The following is a 23,820-nucleotide window of genomic DNA, read 5'->3' as shown; positions in this document are numbered from 1 at the left end:
TCCCGCAATTGCGGGATTTTTTGTTAATTTTATTACATTCAGATGAAACACTTTCTAATACTAGTCATTACGTGCTTATCACTTTCTGGGTTCTCTCAAGAACTCACCGGCGCGCAACTATTAGAAAAAGCTATTGCCTACCACGATCCCAATGGAAATTGGAACACCTTTAAAGGCGAGCTTTTCATTACAATGGAAATCCCCGAAAGACCGAACAGAGATAGTGAAATTATAATCGATTTACCAAATGAATTTTTTTCAGTAAAATCAAAAGTTAATGACACCATTTCAGAATATACTATTAATAAAGATAGCATTACGATTGTTTTCAACGGAGATAGAAATCCCAATGAGGACGTTTTAAAAGAACAACGCTTGAGTAGAAAAAGAGCTAAGCTCTATCAAAACTACTACACCTATCTATATGGTTTACCAATGAAATTAAAAGACCCTGGCACCATCATTCATGATGAAGTTACATCTAAAACCTTTAAAGGTAAAGCCTATTGGGTATTAAAGACTACGTATAGAGATGATGTTGGTAATGATATTTGGTGTTTTTACTTTGATAAGGAGACATATGCCATGAAAGTGTATCAGTTTTTCCACGATGAATCAAAAAACGACGGTGAGTATATTTTGCTTTCAGAAGAAGAGGTTATCAACGGTATCAAAATGCCAAAAATCAGAGCTTGGTATATGAATAAAGATGATAAATATTTGGGTACTGATATTTTAAAATCGAAACGCTAAATATGGGTTTCAAGAGTATTTTACGTAAATTTTTGATTTGGAAATACAAGCATATTTCTGAACGACAATTTATATATATGCTTAGTATTCTCGTGGGATTTCTTGCGGGTATGGGTACGGTAATGCTTAAAAACCTTACGCACGGTATTCGTAATCTCTTTAATTCTTACGTATTTAAGGACTACCAAAGTTCATTATATTTTATTCTGCCAATTATTGGTTTGTTATTGGTGTATATCATTAAACAAACTTGGTTAAAAAAGCATATCGGTCATGGTATTTCAACTACCCTGCACGCCATCTCAAAACTTAATGGCATCATCCCAAGATATAACATTTATGCTGCCTTAATTACCGCACCGCTTACTGTAGGGTTTGGTGGTTCTGTGGGATTACAGGGTCCTGCTGTTAGCGTTGGTTCAGCTTTGGGATCAAATGCAGCACGCTTGTTTCACATGAACACAAAAACAAGACTTCTTTTAATTTCTTGTGCCGCTGCTGGTGCAATGGCATCTATGTTTAAAGCACCTATTGCCGCTATCATTTTTGCTATTGAAATTTTTAGTTTAGATATTGCTTTTGCTTCATTAGTCCCATTGTTATTGGCATCTGTTTCGGCAGTGGTTACCTCGTATTTTTTCTTGGGGACTGATGTACTTTTACGTTTTGAACTTACCGATAAATTCGTTATCAACGATATAGGATTCTATGCCATTTTAGGTATTGTTACAGGTTTAATGTCTGTATACTATTCAAAAGTGTTCTTTGGAATTACTAACTTTTTTAAACGATTTGAAAGTCGTGCAAAACGACTATTAATAGGTGGTTTAGCCATTGGTACGATGCTGTACATTATACCACCACTTTATGGTGAAGGTTACGGAGTAATGAACAACTTATTGAAAGGCGATCATATTGCAGCCATTGGGAACACTCCTTTTAACTTAGACTTAGAAAACATCTGGATTGTAATAGGCTTGCTTTTAGGTATTGCTATTTTCAAAGCTATTGCAATGACGACAACTTTTGGTGCTGGCGGTGTAGGTGGTGTATTTATTCCAACACTAGTTATGGGAAGTGCACTGGGAAATGCCTTTGCAAAAATCATCAATAATCTAGGACTAGATTTTCAAGTCTCCGAATCTAATTTTACCTTAATTGGTATGACGGGCTTGATGGCAGGAGTATTACATGCGCCGCTTACTGCAATTTTCTTAATTGCAGAAATCACTGGCGGATATGAGCTTTTTGTGCCGCTAATGCTTGTAGCTGCAATTTCATTCTCTATCACAAAGTACTACATTTCGCATTCCATTTATACCTTAAAACTTGCACAACGCGGTGAATTAATTACTCACGATAAGGACAAAAATGTACTGATGATGTTAGAAATTGATAAAGTAATAGAAACCAACTTTATCATTTTAAAACCCGAAATGAAACTTCGGGAAGTTTTAGAAAATGCAGTAGCTAAATCTTCCAGGAACCACTTTCCCGTGGTTAATGAAAATGATGAGTTTTTAGGCGTTATCCGTTTAGATGATATAAGGCATATTATGTTTAATACCGAACTTTATGATAAAGTAGATGTTGAAAGCTTGATGCATGCAGATGCCGGTATAATCAACTACGAAGAAGACACCATGAACACCATCATGCAAAAATTTAAAACCAGTGGCGCATGGAATTTACCAGTAATTAAAAATGGCAAGTATTATGGTTATATTTCAAAATCCAAACTCTTAACTGCATATCGTAGACAACTAATAAATGTAACTCAATAATTGCCAAAAAGCTTATATCAAAGGATGAAACTTGTAAAAACTATTACACTTATTTTATTTCTCACTGCCGCAGCACTCATTATTTCAGGGTTCTCTATAGAAGCAGAATATTCCCAAAAATTAATTGGCTCTGGCGTAGCCGTATTATTCCTTCTTGTATTTCCATTATTTTCTTACTACCGATGGAAAGACAAAAACTTAAAAGATTATATGCTTACCAAGGAAAATTTGGATAAAATGCGGGAAAATCAAAAGAGAAATAAGTTTTAATTATAAGATCCTGAGACATACTTCGACTATACTCAGCACAAGAGTTCAGGATGACAAGTATTAATTCAAATTACGCTTCATTATAAAAAATCGCTTCATCAACTCACTAGCTTCATCAGCCATAATCCCACCCTTCATTTTAGTTTTTGGATGTAATTTCGTCTTCAAATTAATACAACCTCGCTCCATATCTCTGGCACCAAACACAATTTTAGAAATCTGACTCCAATACAACGCACCTGCACACATCTGGCAAGGTTCTAGGGTAACGTAAAGTGTGCAGTCTTTCAAGTATTTTCCGCCTAAAAAGTTAGCAGCCGCAGTAATGGCTTGCATTTCAGCATGAGCGGTAACATCGTTAAGTGTTTCGGTTAAATTATGGCAGCGTGCAATAATCCTATTATCAACAACAATTACTGCCCCAACAGGCACTTCTCCTTTACTAAAAGCCTCTTCGGCTTCTTGGAGGGCTTTCTTCATAAAATATACGTCATCAAAAGGTTGTATCATAGTCTCAAAAATACAACTTTGCACTTATAATTTAATTTTTTATCAACTTCTTTGTGATGTTAACATTAGCACTTTTAATCTGTAAAATATAAATTCCAGACTGTAATGCACTTATATCAAGCGTCGTTCGCCTTGACGTATTAGATGTTTGAGAAAGCACGATCCGTCCATTAATATCTATAAGCTTAAATTGTACATTATTATCCATAGTATTACCCATAGTAATGGTTATAGAAGTACTTGCAGGATTTGGAAACATAGCAAATGAAGCTTCATTTATATCTTCTTCCTGACTTAAAGTTGTGCAATTAGCCAAAGTAGGGTCTGTTGGACTTGGCACATCAAAGCTTTCAACTTGATCCGTAAAAACACGTCTGTCACCTCTCGAAGCATTCACGCCTAAGCCTCTATTGGCAAACACCTCCCAAATCAGACACTGGTTTTCACCTCCTGTTAGCATCTCATCTGCAGCTAATAAACCGTCTCTACCATCTATAAAATCAGGATTACACCCTTGTAATTTTAAGCCTTCAATTACTAGTGACATTACTCTATTGTTACCGCCAGTACCATTATATAAATCCGGATCAAATCCAAATTTATCGATGTAAGCCCAGGTTAAGTCCCACAGCATGGTGGCCCATACAGTACCAACATAATGCACTTGCTCATTTAGTCTTATATCCTCTCCTTCTTCATCCTGTCCAATAACCCTATCATCATTAGTGGCTGCAAATGTGTACTCATTAATAGAAAAATCTGTACTGTATTGTCGGGTTCTTATACCTAGTCCATTAGTATCCTGACCTCTTAAAAAAGTACCAATACCCCTGCCATCTGTTGGGTTATCAGAAGCTTTCATGGTTAACATTAAGGCAAACCAATCTGACCAGCCTTCGCCCATTTGAAAATTATTTCTCAAACACCCAGAATTGTTGGCACCACCTGTTAAACGCGTAGAAATGCCATGACCGTATTCATGAATTACGACACCATTATCAAAACTAGAATCTAATGGAAACGAACCGTTTTCTACTATAGTTGCAGAAATAGTTTCACCTGCCCTAAGGGCGTTAATAATACTATCGCCATCTTCAAAATTTATAAAAAGTGAAGGGATGGTAAATGCGGGATCTGTAACTCCATACATATTTATATAATCGTTGTAATTAGGATCATTATCTGGGTTATTGTGGTTTGCCACTATAACACCAATAGCCCCTGCATCCTGAGCATTTTGGATTTTATCTGTAAAAGCACAAGTACCGCGTCTTATTATTACAATTTTTCCCTCCAAATCAATGACATTTATAAGAGGATTACATCCTGCTTCTGGTATTTCGCTACCATCATCTACTACAACCACATTGCCTGTTACTGGTGTTGTAGACGGCCCAGTAATATTGCCAATACCATTGGGACCTCTTCCTGCAGATGGATTAGCGGAGACATAAGCGCCCGCAACACTTCCCCCTTCTATTGTTAAGTTATCGGCCGGCAATTGATTGCTTGTCCATAAAAACATTTGCATTCTAGGGTTAAAACCATCTGGTGGTGTAGCAAAATTTGCATTATTAAAATCTGCCCCATCTTGTGCATCGGCAAAAACAGCATCGTTATCCTCGCCGCCGTTACCATAGTTGTTCTCCTGAAAATTACCACTAGCTTCATCAAAACCATATTTATAAAAAATATCATGAGATACGTTGTTATGGTAAAATAAATTTGTGGTTGCAACGTCTAGGTAGCTAGAAGCAGGTTGCTGCAAATTATCAAAGGAGAAATCAAAATTTAAAGTTTCAGCACCATCTGGAGAAGCACCTCTGCCATCGTTTCCATCCAAATCGTCCTGTGCCCAAACATTATTACCTCTGGTTATCGTAAAGTCTGCCCCTGCTAATCCATCGGTATCGTGCCACCCAAATGGAGAGGCTTCAGCATCTGCGGGTTCTATCACTACTTGAAAATCACCATGATTAGGACTCTCAATTGGTAAAGGCAAAACATTATAACGCGACCCGTCATTTAAAAAAGCCAGCGCCTCAAAGTTTAAAGCTTTAGTTTTATTGTTAGCATAATGAGATGAATGGTATTCGTGCCTATGGGGTGTTTCAAAACTACAGTGTATTACCCAATCGTCTTGCTCTAATATTTCACCAGTGGATGCATCTACTCTTACGCTCCACCAATGTTTACTATCTGTTGTTAATATATTCAAATCCCAAACTAGAACTAAATTACCGGAGTTATCTTTACAATACATAAGTTCTACCGGAATTTGCTCTTGAGACATCTCTTTGTTTAAAAAAATGCTCTTATTATTTTTTGTTGTAATAGTTTTTGATGAAATATTTGTTTTTATATTAAAATGTACTGCTGTTTTTTGTAAAGCTTGCACTGGTTTTAAACTAGGCGACGTATTGTTTATTTTACGCGTTATATTTGAAACAAAATTATTTTTGAAATAGAGTATCTTATTATTTTTTAAAGCCACATTTGATATGGCATTATGTATTTTTATACCGTTGTATGTTTGGTATAAATATAAATGCGTAACTCCAGAGGTTTTAGAGTAATCAACCCTGTCCACATATACATCATTAATATCTGCATCAGTTAAATTGTAACGGGCTTTATTTTCATTTAAGTAATTTAAAATTTCCGTACCAAAAGGAGATTCCTTCAAATCGTTTTGCGCTTGGGCAAAACCCAAAAACAATAGCCCAAGCGCTATCGTAGTGATTTGCTTATACATCATTTTTACTCTCTTTTCTTTTTCTTTTTCTTTGTTGTAACTACAATTACATAGTTTTATTATGCTTTAGACATATATTTACACCTAAGGCACAATTAATCTTTTGTCCATTAAACACGGATTAACTTACTACATAATTAGAAACGTAACTATTGGCGTGATGGTTTTTTGATTTTTTTTTGAGGAAAGCATGATTATATAAGGTGTTAAAGCCTTTGTCTCACAGAATCTTAAACTTAGTTAAAATTTGTTAATCATAAAGTTTTAGTTATCAGATGCTCTAAAATGAGGTACTCCTAGCTAAAAATAATTTCAACAGCTTTAGGTATATGGTTTAAAAAAGTTTACTCCACTTTTATAAATCCCCAAATATAAAAATCTAGTATTTTTGTCATGTGCAATATTATATTTTGAATCAAATTAAAACGCTTAATGAGCTTCGTCTTTTAGAAAGAAAAGACCTGATACATCTCGCAAAAGAACTACGAGAATTCATCATCAATATTGTCGCAACAAAAGAAGGCCATTTAGGTGCAAGTTTAGGAGTAGTGGAATTGACTATTGCACTGCATTATGTGTTTAATACACCTAAGGATTTACTGCTTTGGGATGTTGGTCATCAAGCTTATGTGCATAAGATTTTAACGGGCAGAAAGGATAATTTTCACACCAACAGACAATTGGGAGGCATTAGTGGATTTCCCAAGCGAAGTGAAAGCGAATATGATACTTTTGGCGTTGGACACTCCTCTACCTCCATTTCAGCAGCTTTGGGAATGGCAATTGCATCAAAATTAAAAGGGGAAGACAAACACCATATTGCTGTGATTGGAGACGCCTCTATTGCCAGTGGAATGGCCTTTGAAGGTTTAAACCATGCTGGGGTTACAGATGCGAATTTATTGGTAATTTTAAATGATAATGCTATTGGCATAGATCCAAGTGTGGGAGCACTAAAGCAATATTTAACCAACGTTAAAAAAGGGACTCAAAAGCGTAACAACATAATTGAGGCTCTAAATTTTGACTATTCAGGGCCGATTGACGGACACGATTTGGATAAAATCATTTTAGAATTAGAACGCTTAAAAACCGTTAAAGGTCCTAAATTATTGCACGTCATTACAACTAAAGGCAAAGGCTTAAAACAGGCAGAGCTTGATCAAGTAAAATATCATGCCCCTGGAAAATTTGATGCCAAAACTGGAGATATTCAAGCCAAATCTGATAAAAAGCAAGCTCCAAAATATCAAGACGTTTTTGGATACACCATTGTAGAGCTTGCTAAAAAAAACAAAGCCATTGTAGGTATTACTCCTGCAATGCCAACGGGAAGTTCCTTAAAATTTATGATGGATGAAATTCCCGATAGAGCCTTTGATGTTGGTATTGCCGAACAGCACGCCGTAACCTTCGCCGCTGGTATGGCAGCACAGGGCTTAATTCCATTTTGCAATATTTACTCTACATTTTTACAACGGGCTTATGATCAGATTATTCATGACGTGGCTTTACAATCTTTGCCTGTTATTTTTTGTTTAGATCGTGCCGGTTTAGTTGGTGAAGATGGCGCAACACATCACGGAGTTTTTGATTTAAGTTATTTACGCAGTATTCCTAACCTTATCATTTTCGCACCGAGAAACGAAATAGAGCTACGCAACATTATGTACACTGCTCAATTAGGATTAGAACATCCTATAGCAATTCGCTATCCAAGAGGAAGAGGTGTAACTCTAGATTGGAAAAAAGCTTTTGCTAAGCTTGAGATTGGTAAAGGCAAACGATTAAAAAAAGGTAAGCAACTTGCTGTTTTAAGTATTGGAGCTATTGCCAAAAATGTATCAAAAGCGATTGAAGATATCGAGGTGTCTCATTATGATATGCGTTTTGTGAAACCTTTGGATGAAACATTACTTCATCACATTTTTAAAACTCATGATACTATAGTAACGGTTGAAGATAATGCAATTTCAGGTGGTTTTGGTTCGGCTATTTTAGAGTTTGCTGTAGCAAATAGTTATAAAAACATAGTTAAACCTCTAGGAATACCTGATAAATTTATAGAACACGGCAGTGTTGAGGAACTCCAAGTTTTGGTTGGGCTAGATTCAAAAAGCATAAGCGCAACAATTAAAACGCTAATTTGACAATCTCCAACTAAAAGTATGATTTTAATCAATATACTCAGTTTCCAAAAAGTAGTTTACAATTGCCTCTTTCATTAAAACCGATTGTTCTCCAGCTTTTAAAAAAGGAAGTGCTTCGAGCGCTTTGTAATGTGGCCATCCCTCTTCATCTACAAAATCAAGCTCGTAATACCCATATGGACTTAACAGTTTACAAATAGCTATGTGCATTAAGTCTAGTTTTTGATCTTTTTTAAAACTTCGGTTTAGTTGCCCAAGTTCTTGCACACCGATAAGGTAAATTATGGCATCAAGATCAAGAATATCTCCATCAGCAAATTGAGCAGATAGTTTTTTAACTACTATTTCCCAGCGTTCTTTTAATTTTTCGTCTCTAGACATAATTTTTTTAAAGTTGTAAAGTTACTAAACCTAAATATTAGTATTATTCTATATTTGTTTAAATTTATCGAATGACAATTATTGATATTATTCTCGGTACGCTTATTTTATTTGGTGTTATTCGTGGCCTTATGAAAGGACTTTTTGTTGAAGCAGCCTCTCTTGCCGCTCTAGTTGCCGGGGTTTACGGAGCGATTCATTTCAGTAATTTCGCAGCAGAGTTTTTAATGGAAAAAGTATCGTGGGACGAGAAATACATCAACATGGTTGCCTTTGCAATAACCTTTGTTATTATTGTTTTAGCCATTGCACTTGCTGGAAAAGCCTTAACCAAACTAGCAAATTTTGCAGCTTTGGGTGCTATAAACAAGGTGTTAGGTGCAATTTTTGGAGGATTAAAAATAGGATTAATTTTAAGTGTAGTACTTATTGTTTTTGATGGTTTAAACAAAACCATTCCATTTGCTGCTCCGGAGGATTTAGAGGATTCGATTTTGTATGGCCCTGTAAAATCTCTAGCACCTTCAATTTTCCCTAATATTTTAAAGAAGGATGATGACAATGGGAAAGAAATCCAAAATGAGTCAGTTTAGTACCGCTCCATCCATTTAAAATAGTCGTTGTATACTTTCTCCTTTTCTTGTTTTACATAATCCAAAAACGCAAGAGCAACAGGTGATAAACTCTTCTTTTTTAGCCAAATAAGTTTCCATTGCGATTCTAAGGGAAGCCCTTTTACTGGTATAATTTTCAACTCGTTTTGAGACAACTCGTTTTTAATACTCAATAAGGAAACGATAGACATACCGATGTCTGCTACAACTGCCTGAATAATGGCTTCATTTGTAGTAAGCTCTAACTTTACCTTAGGTTCTATGTGTTCTTTAGCAAAAAACTGCTGCATGGTAAACCTAGTACCAGAGCCTTCTTCTCTATAAATTAATGGTATTTTTTTAAAGATAGACTTGTTCTTTAAAATTTCGCTATCCAAACTATTGCTCCCTGCCGCTACCAAATGAAGTTTATTTATCATAATAGGTTCCTCGTATAAATCCAAATGTGCTGGACTAACAGTTACTAATGAAAAATCTACCTCGTTTTGCTCTAAGTCTTTGATGACATTGGTTTTATTAGATACGTCCATCATCAAATCAATCTCAGGATGCTGCTTTAAAAATCCATTTAAGAAATAAGGCATCACGTAATTGCCTGTTGACACAACAGATATCCTCAACTTTCCTGATAACAAACCTTTGAAAGCATGCGTTTTATAGTCAATTGTCTCAACTTGATTAAGAATTGACTCGGCTATACCATGAATTTCTCTACCAAAGTCTGTAATGTACAGTTGCCTACCAATTACCTCTGTTAATGGAATATCAAACTGGTCTTGAAAATTTTTAAGTTGAATGGAGGCTGCGGGTTGTGTCATGTTCAATTCTTCCGCAGCTTTAGTGATACTCTTGTTTTGTACAATAACACTAAATACCTTTAATTGATGTAATGTAAAATTCATTAAAATAATTTATGGTTCTGATAACAAATTTAAATAAAAATATATGAATTAGATGAAATACTTTTGCCCCCAAACTTGAAACAACCAAAACCATGAATATAGATATCCTTATTAGCAATTTGACCAATCCCGTATTGCTGTTCTTTCTTTTAGGAATACTTGCCACTTGGTTGAAGAGTGACTTAAAAATTCCTGAGAATTCATCAAAATTCATTTCACTTTATCTCCTTTTTGCTATTGGTTTTAAAGGTGGGCAGGAGCTTTCACACAGTGAATTTAATTCTGAAATTTTATATTCTATAATCTTTGCTGTGTTACTTTCCAGCCTTGTACCTATTTACACCTTTTTTGCTTTAAGAAAAAAAGTTGGTGTCCCTAATGCTGGCGCTATTGCTGCAGCTTACGGCTCAGTAAGTGCGGTAACTTTTGTAACCGCAGTATCATTTTTAGAGAATCAAGGTATTTCTTTTGGAGGGCATATGGTGGCCATTATGGCGATTATGGAATCTCCAGCAATTATTGTTGGCGTGATTTTAATTATGCTATATGATACCGGTAAGCAAACCGACAAATCCATTGGATCATTGATAAAACATTCTTTTACTGGGGGCAGCGTTTTAATGCTTATAGGAAGTTTAGCTATCGGACTTATTGCAGATGCAAATCAAGCCAGAGGTATTGAGCCATTTACAACAGATATATTTAAAGGGTTTTTATCACTGTTCCTTTTAGAAATGGGTATGGTAACCGCACAACGTATTAAAGGTTTTAAAAAGTATGGTTTCTTTTTATTTGCCTTTGGAATTATCGTTCCGCTTATCAACGGACTGATTGTGGCTTACTTAAGTGGATTTATTACTGATAGTCCCGGAAATCGTTTATTATTTGCAATACTAGGGGCCGGAGCATCCTACATTGCTGTACCAGCCACAATGAAACTGGCAGAACCCAGAGCAGATGCAGGTATTTATATCCCTATGGCATTAGGCATAACTTTTCCATTTAATATAACTTTGGGCATGCCTATTTATTATGCTTTTATCGAAATGATGTAATACTAGAGTTTTTCCCGTATAACAATAAAAACCACCAAGAAATGGTGGTTTTCAAATTATATAAATCAAAAATAACTTAATCTAAATCGAAGGTAAAGATAGCATCTAGATGTTCTGCACTGTCCATAGATACTTTTAAGTCCTTAATAACACCGTCTTTTAAACCGTATACCCATCCATGTATTTCTAATCCGGTATTATTCTTCCATGCATTTTGCACTATAGAAGTTTTGGCCAAATCGTAAACCTGTGCTTTCACATTGAGTTCTACAAGTCTGTCAAATCTTTTTTTGTCATCGGAAATTTTTCTTAATTCCGTGATATTATCCTTATAAACCTCTTTAATGTTTCTTATCCATTTATTAATTAATCCTAAAGACTTGTTTTGCATTGCAGCAGCAACACCACCACAGCCATAATGCCCGCAAACTATAATGTGTGTTACTCCTAGATGATTCACTGCATAATCCAAAACGCTTAGCATATTCATATCGGTATGCACTACCATATTTGCAATGTTCCTGTGCACAAATAATTCTCCAGGATGTGTTCCTGTAATCTCGTTTGCTGGCACTCGACTATCCGCACAACCTATCCATAAAACTGGTGGTTTCTGCCCTTTGGACAATTCTTCAAAGTAGTTTTCATCCTTTGCTGTCATTTCCTCTACCCACTCTTTATTATTTTCAAGTAGCTGGTGATAATATGTGTTTTTCATGTTTATATTTTTTAAATCTTTCTAATACTGTTATGCTAAAGTTATCAAAAAAAATATTGTTCGAATATTAAAATGTAAATGCATTTTTCATATTGTAGTTACTAACTTATTTTTGGTCTAAGTTTAAAGAAGTCTATAAAACTTTTAGGGTTTTCTATAGCACCTGATTGATGTATTAAATGAATTGTAATGTTTCTTTCCTTAGCTTTTAATGAAAAGTCTTCTAAAATCTCGATAATATCGTTATCTAAATACCTCGTTTTTCTAACGTCAAGTTCTAAAAGTGAATCGTGCGGAACTCCATCCAATTCCTTCAAAATGGCTCCTTTATTAAAAAATGTTACCTCCTCGGCAAGTGTCATTTTTATTTTACCATCGTCTATATCCTCACCTTCCTTATGTAAAAAGTGTGAATTTTGGTAACTCTTGATTAAAATAATAACGATACCTACTGCCAAACCAAGGCCAATACCCCTTAGCAAATCGCTAAAAACAATTCCCAGTATAGTAACTATAAAGGGCAACCATTGTTTCCAGCCTAGGCTAAACATTTGTTTAAATGTTGAAGGTTTCGCCAGTTTATACCCCACAATAAACAATACTGCGGCTAAAACTGATAATGGTATCATATTTAATAATCGAGGAATAAGAATAACTGAAGTTAACAAGAAGAAACCGTGAATGATAGCCGATAATTTAGTTTGACCACCAGATTGAATATTAGCTGAACTTCTTACAATTACCTGTGTAATAGGTAAACCTCCTATTAAACCAGAAATAACATTACCTGTACCTTGAGCCAATAACTCTCTATTAGTTGGCGTTACGTTTCTATGCGGATCTAACTTATCAGTTGCTTCAACACAAAGCAATGTTTCAAGTGAAGCTACTAGGGCAATGGTAAAACCAGTAACCCATATTTCAACCTTGCCAAGAACCGCAAAATTAGGAAAGCTAAACTGTCCTAAAAAATCATTAAACCCATCTGGAACTGGAACTGCCACCAAATGATCTGCTGACAAATCAAGAGCACTACCTTTCGTAAAAACATAAAACAAAATACCTACAATAACAGCCACCAAAGGACCTTGAACTAACTGAAAAAACCTTCCTTTATTTGAAAGCACATTAGCCCATAAAATGAGTATCCCCAAAGAAACTAAAGCTATTACTGTAGCCCCTACATTTACATTACCACTTATTAATGCATTTAATGCATTAAGTAGTTCGGTAATGGTATTCTTGCCATCAACTTGAAGAAATGCAAAATCGCCTTGAGGATCTTTATCCATTCCAAAGAAATACGGGATCTCCTTCAGTATGATAATGATACCAATACCCGTAAGCATACCTTTGATTACCGAAGAAGGGAAGAAATAGCCAATAATACCCAAACGTAGCACTCCAAACAGCAATTGAATGGCTCCACCAATAACGACAGCGACTAAAAAATTTTCATAACCTAGAGATGTAATTGCTGCAAGCACAATAGCCGCAAGTCCCGCAGCAGGACCACTTACACCAATTGAAGATCCGCTTAAACTCCCTACAACTATCCCGCCAACAATACCTGCGATAAGTCCTGAAAATAGTGGAGCTCCACTTGCTAAAGCAATACCTAAACATAAAGGTAATGCTACGAAAAAAACTACTATGCTAGCAGGGAGATCGTTTTTTAAATGTTTAAACATAAAATAAAAAATTGTAAACCAAAGCCTAAGGGCTAACAGTTTAGTTCGTAAGAAATTTGATATAGATTTATAACGAAGCTGTTATGCTTTTGGAGGAGGAAAAGAAAGCTTGATATGCGGTTTTTTATACATTTTCAAAGAGTATTCTAAATTGTTTCCCTCAAAACCTACACTATAGGCAGGTAAGGGGTTCTTTATTTCCAAAACTATAAAATCTTTTTCTTTATTCTTTTCTTGACTTTTCTCTTTCTCTTCTTCTGAAGCCGCATAAATCATAGAAACATCGATATTATTATCAATAAAAAACATAACTGTAGGCGTCACTACAATTAACATGAATATAGAAACTAATAAAACGGCGATAGTGTTTCTTAACATTGCGAGTTATACTATTAAAAAACTAAATATAATACATATTTATTAAGCTTTTTAAAACTCCTTAAATATTTCTATATCCATTGGACGTCATCCGGACAGTTTTTCACTCAAAAGTTTTAATATATTCCATTAATATATAATGCCAAGTATTTATGCTTTTAGACTTTTATTTAGCTTAAAAACCTCTTTACTTTTTAAAATTTGCTCGCCTTTAATTTTATTTTTCTATTTAAAAACGACTACATATTTATTACCACAAAAAAAACCTCAATAACATGATTTATCATGTTATTGAGGTTTTAACACAAAGTGATTTTCTTTAAGTTGTCAATTCCTTTTTAGATTTCAAATTGTAATTAGCTATATTATCTTTTAGCCCTAAACTGTCTAAAGACACTTCTCCTTTAGAATTAATTACAGTCTTATCTGAGGCTACAAAAACAACACCTTCATAATTTTGATGAACTAAACGTGTTACATTGTTTCCAAGAAACTTCGGTTTTTTTCGTTCTCTTTCTCCAAGAATAATCATATCTGGTTGGGATATTTTAATGTGATTTTTAATTTCATTTTTAACATTCCCATAGGCAAAAGCTGTCTTGATTTCGATATTATTCTCCTGGGATATAGGGTTAACCAGGTCTTTTATTTTTTGTTCTGTCTTTTTAGAAACTTCCGCAATTATACTAATGGCTGATAAAGGGTCTTCTGTTTGTGAAACCTCTGTGGCAGATTTCACGTAAAAAACTTCAACGTTTGCTCCAATTTCTTTTGATAATTTAGCAGCATATTTTAAAGCTTGAACAGACTTTTCTCTTAAATTTGAAAGCACTAATATTTTATAATTGTTATTTTTCATGATTTTTGTTTTTAAGTTTTTATATTTAAAGCATTAATTTCTAGCCATTACAAAAGTTTGTTGTATTTCTACTTTTTCATTTAAAGACACTCTCTTTTCTTCAATCCAATCATAATTTTTAGAGTATGTTTTAATTTGATTCGAATCACTGCTATCCATCACTTTTAAATACATCCATTCATTGTTCAATAACATCTGTAAGTGTTTGTTATTTCTAAGGATAGATTCTACTCGTTCTAAGGGCGCATGGATAATGGTAGTTAATCTTAATGGTTGATGGTACATTTCAGTATCTGAAGATTTTAAGGACTGTAGAGGTAATCCCATTTTTAAATCGCCTCCGTTACCTTGAACCACTCCAAAATGCCCTGTTATATTGTGCGTTACTTTAGAACCTCCACCAAACTTGTCATTGTCAACAGTACTGAAATAATAATGATTGTTAATCCATTGTGTTACTACCATAGGACCACCCATAATACCAGCCAATGCTTTTCCTTCTGGGTCCAGTTTCCAGTTGTAGGAGTGCATAAAACATCTACCATCTAAATTACTGGACGCTGTTAGTTTTCTTGAACCAATAATAAAAGCTGCATTTTTAGCTAATCCCCATTCTGGTCTTGTTTCTCCCCAATTAATGGATTTTGATTCGGCTAATTTTACACTGTTATAAGAAACACCTAAACGTTCGGCCGTTGCCGTTTCTTGAGCCCTACCTAGGTTTTGTTTTAACTCCCTTAATTTGGCATTATGTGTCTCAGGTACTTGACTATCAAACAGCACAATTTCGTCTGTAGTGGTATTATGTTCAGCACCTATGAAAACAGTCTCCTCAGGAATTTGAATATTATACGACGTAGCTAATACTTGTCTTACTTCGTTTTCATTGGCTAACGCTGCTAGTAATCTTGCGTTGTGTCTTCCAGGGTTAGCAGCACAGGCACCACAATCTAAACTGGATGCAAAGGGGTTATTTGCCGTTTGACTCCCATGACCAACAAACAGCACTAAAGGTGCAAATTGTTCCCATCCCATTAAATCGAAACCAGATTTTACAATAGCAACTTTTTCATCAAGCGCAATAGTTTTATGCTCATGGTCATTGTACGTAATTTGAGGTTCGCAAAAGGATTCATAGTTTTGTTTGTTACTATGTTTCACTTTTAAAAATGATTTTGGAATGAAAGACTGCGCCACTAAAGACAACCCATAGAATGCACCAGAGCCCTCTACAAATCCGAAGGATGATGGCAGCATATTTTTAAGTCGTTTTAAGATGCGCAATTTAGATTTTTCAATCTTTTTGTTGCGCTTAAAAGCTTCATTTTCATTTGAACTATTCGCAATAGGCGCCTCAGAAATCTTATAAGGCGATCCTACAATGGGAGGACAAGATTTCACACTAATATCCTCTTGATAATGCTGATAATCAGCTGCAATCCCAAAGAAACCGGCATATCCAAACGTTTCATAGTTGCCTACATTTTCAACATGACGACGAATCAATTCTGAACGTGTATCGATACAAAATACCATTTGGGCATCTGGTAAAATATCTTCCACATTAGTTTTAGAGGTATTTTCTACTAGTGTCTCTGTTAGTTTACTTTGAAATGTTTTTTCCCATGCTTTTAGCCAACAGTGTTTTAGTGCATTTAATGATGTATCAGTATTTGTTTTAACCTGCCCTTCTAAAGGAAAATCCAAATGGTTAGCAATGGTTAAACGCACTGCTAAATAATCCTCTATGGTTATAGGAAAATGTTGTTGCCATACGGTATTGGTATTCATTCTGTGCTTTATATACCCTGTCCATCCTGGCAAAGCAGAAATATGCGCTGTAAACAACTTATTGTAATTCGTAATATTATAAGCAAAAAGTACTTGCTCTATGGCTTCAATACTAGAGTCTGGCAAGTGCTTTAAACTTGGTCTTCCTATATCTTTATCATAGCTTGCTAGAGCTTTCCATGCCTTAAAAAACCCTTTTTCCTTATTTGGCATTTGCCATTCTGCCATGCCTTCATCCATAAAAGCAGCCAACCACTTCGTCATAATAACATCTAGCTTGGAGGATCCAGCTATCACACCAGCATCACTTTTCGCCATCTTTATAATATAAGCTTCTGGTGTTTCGAAATACTCCAATTCACGGAGTTCATCAATTAAAATTGTTCGGTCTAAATCCCCCTTTTCTAGTGCGGTTTTGAAAACCGTAGCACTAGGGTAATTATTAGATTTTAAATAATGTCCTGCTTCCTTTACTGCATTTTCAAAGGTTAATTTCTCATAACCAGATAATGGGTTTGAAGCTACAAAAGAATATAGCGGCCACGTAGTACCTATACGTTCTGAAGCTGCTTCGATACTTAAAACTATTTTTTCTCTGGTAGTCATAACTTATTTGGTTTTAAATGAAATTACTGATTTGTTTAAAGGCTGCGAGATATTCATTAGTTTTACATAAAGCCATGGTATTTTTCTATACACTCCTGATAACATGATGTAAAATGCCACTAAGAATACAATTCCAAAAATGATATGTACTGGCGTTAACGGTATTGGTGTGTTAACCATTGGCATGTCATGCATTAGAGCTGTTACACCATTAAATACTAGAGCATAAACTCCAACTCCTGCAACTATTAAAATTGGTGTAATAATTAGCTTTTTAGCACCTGCAATATTTGCATGGTTTAGTATATTGTAAACTACTTGTCCTACTGTTATCGCTACGATAAAAGTTAAAAACAATCCACTATCCAAAGTGATACCTTTTCCCGTTAGGAATCCAAAAAACACACCTCCTAAAATTGCAGATACTATGATAACCACTGTTTGTAGAGGCTTTATTATTATAGTTTCTGGAGGTTTAGGCAATGAGTTTTTAACCTCCTCTCCAGCTGTTAGAAATAAATAGGCTTTATAAAATCCGTGAAGAATAAGGTGCGTAATTGCAGCGGTAAAGAACCCAAGTCCACATTGCATTACCATAAAACTCATTTGTGCAATGGTAGAACATGCAAGTTTTTGTTTTACATTAACCTGTAGTAGCTTACTAAACTGTGCTATAATTGCTGTAAGCCCACCAATGATGAATATAAGTAACAATATATTTGCCTTAAAAAGTACTGGAGCAAAAAGCGTGAGTAGTATCCCTGCACCGTTTACGAATCCCGCATGCATTAATGCTGATGCAGGAGTTGGCGATGTCATTGCTGATAACAACCATCTGTGAAAAGGAAATATAGCAGACTGAATAATGGCGGCAACAAAAATGAACAATGAAGCAAGCGTAATTTGCCATTGTACACCGTTTTCAATACTTGCTAAAATTTCAGTTCTAGTAAATGCACCTGTAGTATATGTCAACAAAACAATACCTAGTGCAAAACACAATGCTCCACCAAAATAGTTAGTTCTTGCAAATTTTGATGCGTGTTGCGCCTCTTTCCATTCAGAATCGATTCCAATGAGTTTGGACATGATTAATCCCATTAAAAACCAAAACAATACCATAAGTACTACATGGTTAGAAATCACAAACAGCATTACCGATAATGAAAATGCTAAACAAAGTAACAGGAATTGATTTTGTAGTTTAAAACCTTTCATGTAATTAGCGGAATACATCTGAACTATACCACTAAAGAATGAAACTACTGTCCAAATTACCACACTGAAACCATTAATTTGAATCCATCCATCTAAGTTCCATGTTGGGAAATTTGAAAAATAGTACACAATAAATCCAGCGTTTAGCAAAAAGACGGACCATGTAAAAGGAATTAAAACTTTTGATAGGGTAGATCTTTTGTTTAATTGATCTAATTGATTTGCTTTCATAAGAAATAAAAATCGTTTTTGGTTTTATTTAAATGATTTGACACAGATATATCAAAATCTGCTACAAATGTCAAAAAACTATTCCATTGATTTTTATTTATATATTAAATATTAATCATAAACAAAATTTATGTTTTTATTTAAACCTAAGCAATTAAAGGGATTCAGAGATGAATCTTTCTAAATTTAGAATTTTTTTTATTTGAATTTTTTAGGAAGTGAACTATTGAAATCTCTTATTTTTCTTGAAATATGCTATTTCGCTCCAAAATACAGCAAGAAAGAATAAGCATTGGAGATTCACTATTTATAGCTGATTTAAAAGTATTAGGAATGATTAGTAGAACTCGACCAGCCCTAATGTAACTAAATCTCAAGCTATTTTAATTACTAAAAGTCATCTAAAAGTTTAATATCCTCGCTTACTATCCATCCTGTTTTACCATCTACAAGCTTAATCTTTTTCCAGTTGTTTACGGTATCAAGTATTTGCACCTTGGTACCTTCGTGCAACCTGAAAGACTCTTCGCTTCTTAAGTTAGGCTCAGTTTTTACTTGAGATTCTTGAGCAAATACGATAGCCGGATTATCCTTTTTATCCAAGTCGTACTTGTTAAAAGCCAAAGCCAAAGCTATGCATAAAGACAATAAACAGACAACACTAGCGATAAAAGAAATACGCTTTTTCACTGAGGAATATGAAAAATAATAGAGTAAAACCAAAATAACGTATACAATAGCACAAGCCACCGCAATTTTACCCCAAGTATCAAAATTAAAGGTATTGGTAACGCGCTTTATCAACTTTGAAAAACCTACTTCTGACACATCCTCAATGGCATCGATAGTCATATTATTTGCATACGCTAGGTTGTTTCTTATATCCTTATCTTTTGGTTTTAAGCGTAATGCTTTTTCAAAATAGTAAATACTTGGCGCAACATTATTAAGCTTGTAATGAGCATTTCCAAGATTATAGTACAACTCAGGAGAATGTTTATCAGTTTCTAAGATCGCCATGTATTTATCGATGGCTTCAGCATATTTGCCTTCGTTATACAAGGTATTCCCTTCTTCAAAAAGAGCGTTGTTTTGAGCTTCAACTTTAGTAAAACATAGCAGAACCACTAATATGTACATTACATGTTTCATCCTAACGTGCCTGTTTATCAATTAAAGAAATAGTTTTTGCTGCCTTTTGGTAATCTTCCTGCATAGTAACGTTTGTAATTGGCGTATAACGCGCCAATTCGCAGTTTTCAAAGATGGCAATAAAATCACTTACTACATCAGTTTCCACATCTCTTTCTATGAGTAAGCTTTGTATCCTATCCTTACTTAACTCACTAGTTTCAATATGTAATTTCGCCTTGAGATAATTATGTAAGGCCTTTTCTAGAGCTTCATAAAAGGCTTCTTTTTTACCTAATTCTCTTTTGGCTCCTTTTAAATATTTTCGTGCCAGTCTATCAGCTTTTCTTCTCTTGTTACCAACTACATCAGCATCTCTTGTTGCCTTTTTCTTTCTTAAAACAATAGCCAAAGGAATAACTAAAAAAGGCCCTAATAGTAAACTCCAGAATAATTTAGTCTTAAAAAAGTACGCTTTTTTCTTAGGGACGAAATCTGTTTTGATTTTTATAAATGCAAATTGGTTGCTAGCAGTTCTTATTTGTTGCTTTACAACATTGTTTGTGTTATTTGATGCATTGGATGCATTATTTATTGGACCGTCCAATACATCTATTATAATTTCTTCAGAAGACAAACGTTTATAACTTTCGGTTTTCAAATCGAAATATGAGAACGAAATACTTGGAATGGGATACTTCCCTTTATATTGCGGCACTATAGTATAATTGTCAGAAGTACTTCCTTGCATACCTCGGGATGTAGTGCTAACGTTTTCCTTATGCTCAGGCTCATACACCTCTAAAGAACTCGGTAAATTCATTTTAGGCAAATTAAATAACTTCAAATTTCCCTTCCCTCGCACTTCAACCTTGGCTTGCAATGATTCTGTTGCATCCAACTCTGTTTTTGAAGTAGTAACTTTAAAACTAAAATCGCCCACGGCACCACTAAAATCGGCTGGCTTCCCAGCTTCTGGTAATGGTTTTACATTAATTGTTCTGTTCCCAGCAGAAACCGTTCTATTCACTCTGGTCATCAAACGACTTCCAAAAATATCGCGTCTATTGGTTGGCACTTGTACCGATACGTTTAGGGTTAGTGGCTCTATATTAAGCTTACCGGTTCGCTGAGGATATAACACGGTTTTTCGTAAAACTAGATATCGATAATCTTCGCCTTGATAAGTACCATTTTGTACACGTTGGCCTTGGGTGTCTATATTCTGGCTCCAAAAATCATCATATCTTGGAATGTCTATTTCCCTCCAATTATCAACACCAGTTGTAGGTGCCACATAAAGTTTGTAAACTACAGTAATAGCCTCATTTAAATATGGCGTGGAGTTAGAAACCTCTGCAACTAAATGAATATTATTTGTGGCAACGTAACTAGGGTCATTGGGGTTTTTCGGCTTGTCTATTGCCGCAGTTACCTCAACTTTTATAGGTGTGGTTTTATAGATTTCGCCTTCAATTTCAATGGTTGCCTGCCCTATATTAAATACACCTCTTTTCTTCGGTGCTAAAAAATAACTATATGTCTTTTTGTAAGTACGTACACCATTTATCCACGAATTACTTACCGACTGATTTGGACCTCCAATTACAGTAAACCCATTGAAACCTGGAGGGTTAAAATTGTCTCCATCCTTGTTCATTTCAAAGTCTACCCTTAAACGTTCGTTTATACCAAGTTTTTTCTTGCTAACCTTGGCTTCAAATTTAACCTGTGCAGCGGCAATACTTGTGGCAAGTATTATTAGAAAAATTGTTATGTCCTTAAATGCTTTCATTCTGTTATCACACAACTACAAGATTATATAATCATTTCGGGCTATTGTCAACTAAGACTGTAATTTTTTTAAACTACCAATCTTTTTCCGTCTTAACCTTTACACCTTTTTGCTTTTCGGCATTCATTTTTTCTTGCACCTTTTTCTCCTGATTATTCATAGCTTCTAGCAAACTTTTAATTTGCTGTGGCGATAATTGTCCTGGTTTTGGCTGTGGTTTTTTCTTCTCCTCCTTCTCTTTATCTCCTTTATTTTTATCGTCTTTTTTATCCTCAGGTTTTTTCTCGTCTTTCTTGTCCTCTTCGTCTTTTCCGTCCTCCTTTTTATCGTCTTTATCTTCGTTCTCTTTATTGTCCTGATTCTCCTTATTCTTGTCCTCGTTCTCCTTTTCTTCGTCTTTCTTATCGTCGCTATTATCTTTATCGTCCTTATTCTCGTCGTCTTTATTTTCGTCTTCCTGTTGTTTCGCACATTCCTTTGCCAAAGCTAAATTATAACGGGTTTCATCGTCAGAAGGATTATTTCTCAAAGCACTCTTATACGCCTCAACCGCCTCTTTGCACTTTTTATTTTTCATCAAAACGTTGCCCATATTATGAAAAGCTTTGTGCTTTGCTTCTTTTGAAATCGCTAATTTTGCAGTTTGCTGATGCCGATACAACGCTTCCTCAAAATTGCCTTTTTCGTAATAAGAGTTTCCTAAATTGTATAAACCCGCAATATTATCCTGCTGTTTCGACAATGCCTTTCTGTATTCCATTTCCGCAGCAACAAAATCTTCATTTACCAATTCATTGGCTTCATAAACATAATTATTTGCTTTTTTCTCAGCCAATAATCGCTCTTTATCCTCTTGCGAAAACCCAAGAAGGGAAATACATGATATGATTAATACAACTAGCTTTTTCATGATTCCTGTTTTACTTACTCTTTCTAAATTATAAAACCCTGTTTTTTATAGCGTTAAAAAAAATATAAATTTGGGCGTTACCCTCTTTAGGTCGGGTCGGGCTTTCACTACTCAATCCCTCCTTCGTCGGGGATTTCAAACATACCGTTCTATCCCTAACGCGGGCATACCAGCTAAAACCGAGGCTTTCCCTAAAACCCGTCTCATCTATAAGTTCTCATTAAATAAATTCAACTTCTTTAACCATGCCGTTTTCCGCTCCAGTAAAAAGATGTCAAGTAACAAAAAGAAAATACCGAAACCTAGAAACCATTGAAACTGATCTTTAAAATCAGCAAATTGTTTGGCTTCAAATTCGGTTTTATCCATTTTGTTTAAAATCTCCCTTATATTTTCAACGACATCATTGGTAATTTTTCCGTTAATGTAGGCTCCATCCGCTTCTGCGGCGATACCTTTTAAAGTCTCTTCATTCAACTTTGTAATCACGGTTTCACCTTGATTATCCTTTTTATAACTTATAACTACACCATTTCTTTTTAGAGGAATTGGGCCTCCTTTTACATCACCAACCCCTATGGTAAAAATGCGGATACCCTCTTCATTGGCATCTTCAGCAACATCAATAGCAGCTTCACTGTGGTCTTCCCCATCTGAAATGATAATTAGTACACGGTTGGTTTGCTCCTCATCATCAAAATAAGTGGTCGCCAGTTTTATAGCCTCGTTAATCGCTGTTCCTTGCGACGACAACATATCCGTATTCATATTGTTTAGGAACATTTTTGCAGAAGCATAGTCGGTTGTTATCGGCAACTGTGGAAATGCTTTACCTGCATATGCAATAATCCCAACGCGGTCACTAGCCAGATTATTGATGATTTGCGTTACCAATTGTTTTGCTTTTTCCAATCGGTTTGGTGCAATATCTTCAGCTAACATACTTTTGGAAACATCAACCGCAAATACAATATCAACACCTTCGCGCTTCACAGTTTCTAGCTTGGTTCCAATTTTTGGATTTACCATAGCTATCGTTAAGCACAGAAACGCTAAACATAACAAAGCAATTTTTAAAACCGATTTAAAAACCGATTTATCAGGGCTTAGTTTTTTAAGCAACTCCTTGTCGGCAAATTTCTTTTGTGTTCTATATTTCCAAAATTGAAGCACCAAAAAGAATAGGACGATTACTGGAATAATTCCCAGCGTCCAAAACCATATTTTTTCATCTAATTGATACATATTTCAGTCTCAGTATTCAGTGGTAGTCCACAGTTAGAATTCAAACCTAATTAACCACCTTTTTATTTACTTT

Annotated in this window: 20 protein-coding genes; 6 read left to right on the top strand and 14 right to left on the bottom strand. The window is 35.0% G+C overall.

The window, feature by feature from the left end:
- The first annotated feature begins 42 nt into the window (after positions 1–42).
- Genes AC1B0Z_RS12860 through AC1B0Z_RS12850 form a run of 3 tightly spaced genes read left to right on the top strand, consistent with a single transcriptional unit; the run spans position 43 to position 2,807 of the window.
- Complete coding sequence (locus tag AC1B0Z_RS12860) at positions 43–753, top strand: DUF6503 family protein (protein ID WP_483792447.1); 711 nt, start codon at positions 43–45, stop codon at positions 751–753.
- A gap of 2 nt (positions 754–755) precedes the next feature.
- On the top strand, positions 756–2,537 hold the full coding sequence (locus AC1B0Z_RS12855; RefSeq protein ID WP_483792446.1) for a chloride channel protein: 1,782 nt from the start codon (positions 756–758) through the stop codon (positions 2,535–2,537).
- Positions 2,538–2,561: 24 nt separating this feature from the next.
- Positions 2,562–2,807 (top strand): hypothetical protein, encoded by a 246-nt coding sequence (locus AC1B0Z_RS12850; protein WP_483792445.1) that lies wholly within the window; start codon positions 2,562–2,564, stop codon positions 2,805–2,807.
- A 60-nt stretch (positions 2,808–2,867) separates the two neighbouring features.
- Here AC1B0Z_RS12850 and AC1B0Z_RS12845 read toward each other — a convergent pair whose 3' ends face one another.
- Positions 2,868–3,317 (bottom strand): nucleoside deaminase, encoded by a 450-nt coding sequence (locus AC1B0Z_RS12845; RefSeq protein ID WP_483792444.1) that lies wholly within the window; start codon positions 3,315–3,317, stop codon positions 2,868–2,870.
- A 31-nt stretch (positions 3,318–3,348) separates the two neighbouring features.
- Positions 3,349–6,075, bottom strand: coding sequence for a T9SS-dependent M36 family metallopeptidase (locus AC1B0Z_RS12840; RefSeq protein WP_483792443.1), 2,727 nt, complete (start codon positions 6,073–6,075; stop codon positions 3,349–3,351).
- A 392-nt stretch (positions 6,076–6,467) separates the two neighbouring features.
- Here AC1B0Z_RS12840 and dxs point away from each other — a divergent pair, with 392 nt between their 5' ends.
- Complete coding sequence (dxs, locus tag AC1B0Z_RS12835) at positions 6,468–8,222, top strand: 1-deoxy-D-xylulose-5-phosphate synthase (RefSeq protein WP_483792442.1); 1,755 nt, start codon at positions 6,468–6,470, stop codon at positions 8,220–8,222.
- A gap of 24 nt (positions 8,223–8,246) precedes the next feature.
- On the opposite strand, the gene AC1B0Z_RS12830 is transcribed toward dxs, so the two are convergent.
- Positions 8,247–8,603: a hypothetical protein gene (locus tag AC1B0Z_RS12830; protein WP_483792441.1), complete on the bottom strand. Its 357-nt coding sequence runs from the start codon at positions 8,601–8,603 to the stop codon at positions 8,247–8,249.
- Positions 8,604–8,674: 71 nt separating this feature from the next.
- Between AC1B0Z_RS12830 and AC1B0Z_RS12825 the strand changes: the two genes are divergently transcribed.
- A complete protein-coding gene (locus AC1B0Z_RS12825; protein WP_483792440.1) occupies positions 8,675–9,196 on the top strand; it encodes a CvpA family protein in 522 nt (173 codons plus the stop codon).
- Here AC1B0Z_RS12825 and AC1B0Z_RS12820 read toward each other — a convergent pair.
- A complete protein-coding gene (locus tag AC1B0Z_RS12820; protein ID WP_483792439.1) occupies positions 9,193–10,119 on the bottom strand; it encodes a LysR family transcriptional regulator in 927 nt (308 codons plus the stop codon). The genes AC1B0Z_RS12825 and AC1B0Z_RS12820 overlap by 4 nt on opposite strands.
- Before the next feature lie 92 nt (positions 10,120–10,211).
- On the opposite strand from AC1B0Z_RS12820, the gene AC1B0Z_RS12815 reads away from it, so the two are divergent.
- Positions 10,212–11,174 (top strand): sodium-dependent bicarbonate transport family permease, encoded by a 963-nt coding sequence (locus AC1B0Z_RS12815; protein WP_483792438.1) that lies wholly within the window; start codon positions 10,212–10,214, stop codon positions 11,172–11,174.
- A gap of 76 nt (positions 11,175–11,250) precedes the next feature.
- Here AC1B0Z_RS12815 and can read toward each other — a convergent pair whose 3' ends face one another.
- From can to AC1B0Z_RS12765, 10 genes are all read right to left on the bottom strand, one after another.
- A complete protein-coding gene (gene can / locus AC1B0Z_RS12810; protein ID WP_483792437.1) occupies positions 11,251–11,892 on the bottom strand; it encodes a carbonate dehydratase in 642 nt (213 codons plus the stop codon).
- A gap of 101 nt (positions 11,893–11,993) precedes the next feature.
- Positions 11,994–13,583 (bottom strand): SulP family inorganic anion transporter, encoded by a 1,590-nt coding sequence (locus tag AC1B0Z_RS12805; RefSeq protein ID WP_483792436.1) that lies wholly within the window; start codon positions 13,581–13,583, stop codon positions 11,994–11,996.
- A gap of 81 nt (positions 13,584–13,664) precedes the next feature.
- Positions 13,665–13,961, bottom strand: coding sequence for a hypothetical protein (locus AC1B0Z_RS12800; RefSeq protein WP_483792435.1), 297 nt, complete (start codon positions 13,959–13,961; stop codon positions 13,665–13,667).
- 319 nt (positions 13,962–14,280) lie between these two features.
- The gene (locus AC1B0Z_RS12795) at positions 14,281–14,820 is read right to left on the bottom strand and encodes a universal stress protein (RefSeq protein ID WP_483792434.1); all 540 of its coding nucleotides are present in this window, start codon (positions 14,818–14,820) and stop codon (positions 14,281–14,283) included.
- 33 nt (positions 14,821–14,853) lie between these two features.
- Positions 14,854–17,217 (bottom strand): DUF2309 domain-containing protein, encoded by a 2,364-nt coding sequence (locus tag AC1B0Z_RS12790; RefSeq protein ID WP_483792433.1) that lies wholly within the window; start codon positions 17,215–17,217, stop codon positions 14,854–14,856.
- A 3-nt stretch (positions 17,218–17,220) separates the two neighbouring features.
- Positions 17,221–18,666, bottom strand: a complete 1,446-nt coding sequence (locus AC1B0Z_RS12785; RefSeq protein ID WP_483792432.1) for a proton-conducting transporter transmembrane domain-containing protein — start codon at positions 18,664–18,666, stop codon at positions 17,221–17,223.
- 390 nt (positions 18,667–19,056) lie between these two features.
- Positions 19,057–19,818, bottom strand: coding sequence for a tetratricopeptide repeat protein (locus tag AC1B0Z_RS12780; RefSeq protein ID WP_483792431.1), 762 nt, complete (start codon positions 19,816–19,818; stop codon positions 19,057–19,059).
- Between the two features lies 1 nt (position 19,819).
- Positions 19,820–21,592: a BatD family protein gene (locus AC1B0Z_RS12775; protein ID WP_483792430.1), complete on the bottom strand. Its 1,773-nt coding sequence runs from the start codon at positions 21,590–21,592 to the stop codon at positions 19,820–19,822.
- 73 nt (positions 21,593–21,665) lie between these two features.
- Positions 21,666–22,502, bottom strand: a complete 837-nt coding sequence (locus tag AC1B0Z_RS12770; protein ID WP_483792429.1) for a tetratricopeptide repeat protein — start codon at positions 22,500–22,502, stop codon at positions 21,666–21,668.
- A 207-nt stretch (positions 22,503–22,709) separates the two neighbouring features.
- Positions 22,710–23,747 carry a VWA domain-containing protein gene (locus AC1B0Z_RS12765; RefSeq protein WP_130964814.1) on the bottom strand — a complete coding sequence of 346 codons (1,038 nt, stop codon included), beginning with the start codon at positions 23,745–23,747 and terminating at the stop codon, positions 22,710–22,712.
- Positions 23,748–23,820: the final 73 nt, after the last annotated feature.

The organism is Hyunsoonleella sp. J2K-J805 (assembly GCF_057167125.1).
This window is presented reverse-complemented; position numbering and strand designations above follow the sequence as displayed.